The 1,049-nt window shown below is 57.3% G+C and carries 1 protein-coding gene; it reads right to left on the bottom strand.

Going from position 1 to position 1,049, the window contains the following annotated elements; all coding sequences use genetic code 11:
* Positions 1-10: 10 nt before the first annotated feature.
* A protein-coding gene (locus tag ACIPSK_RS33005) for an IS630 family transposase (RefSeq protein ID WP_162116853.1) occupies positions 11-959 on the bottom strand; the annotation gives its coding sequence in 2 pieces (ribosomal slippage) (positions 11-622 and positions 624-959; 948 coding nt in all).
* Positions 960-1,049: the final 90 nt, after the last annotated feature.

The following is a 1,049-nucleotide window of genomic DNA, read 5'->3' as shown; positions in this document are numbered from 1 at the left end:
CTAGAGCGGTTCATGTTTTGACTGAAGCGTATCCTGCATTGCGGAAGTAGTTTTCGCATTCGTCTGGTTTGATGGTTTCGACGAGGTGCCCGAGATGGCGCCATGTATCCTCGCTGGTTCGCTTTTGAGCTTCGCGCATCCAATGCTTGATTTTGGCGAATGTCTGTTCGATCGGATTGAGGTCGGGCGAGTATTTCGGCAGGAACCACAGCCTTGCCCCGACCGCCTTGATGGCATCCCGGATTGCTTTGGATTTGTGAGAACCGAGATTGTCGGCGATGACAATGTCGCCGGATTTGAGGGTCGGAATCAGTTGCTGGCTCACATAGGCGCGGAAGCACTCGCCGTTGATCGGGCCGTCGAAGACGCAGGGCGCGGTTAGCCGATCGCAGCGGAGCGCGCCGAGGAAGGTCAGCGTTCGCCAGCGGCCATGCGGGGCAAAGCCGTGCAGCCTTTTGCCCTTTGGCCCCCAGCCCCGCAACGGCGTCATGTTGGTTCTGATCCAAGTTTGGTCGATAAAGACCAAACGACTCGGGTCGAAACGGCTTTGCCAGGCTTTCCAGCGCCTGCGGTGCCGGGCGATATCGGCACGGCCTTGCTCAAGGGCGAATAGTGTTTTTTTTAAAGCTGAAGCCTTCGCGACGCATGAACTGCCAGATGGCGTTGTGGGAGACTGTCACGCCGTGCGCCGCCAGTTCGTCCTTCAGACGATGCAGGGTCAGATGCGAGGTCTTCTCAATCCGCTCGATGATGAAGGCACGATGCGGCTCCAGCACCCGCCGGCGATGGCCGCCCATCTTCCCAGGCGTAACGCTGCCCGTCGTTCGATAACGCTGCGACCACTTCACCACAGAGGAAACAGCTATATCGAACCGATCCGCCACCACCCGGCAGCTCTGACCGGCCGCAACTGCAGCGACAACTCTTTCACGAAGATCATTGGAATATGGTCGTGTCATGGATACTGGCCTCCTTTCCAGTACCCATCAGGAATCACATATTTGCTGATTCGAGAATCTAGCGATTCCGAGAAGCGATGAACCGCTCTA

Source organism: Rhizobium sp. LARHSG275 (genome assembly GCF_052871115.1).
This window is presented reverse-complemented; position numbering and strand designations above follow the sequence as displayed.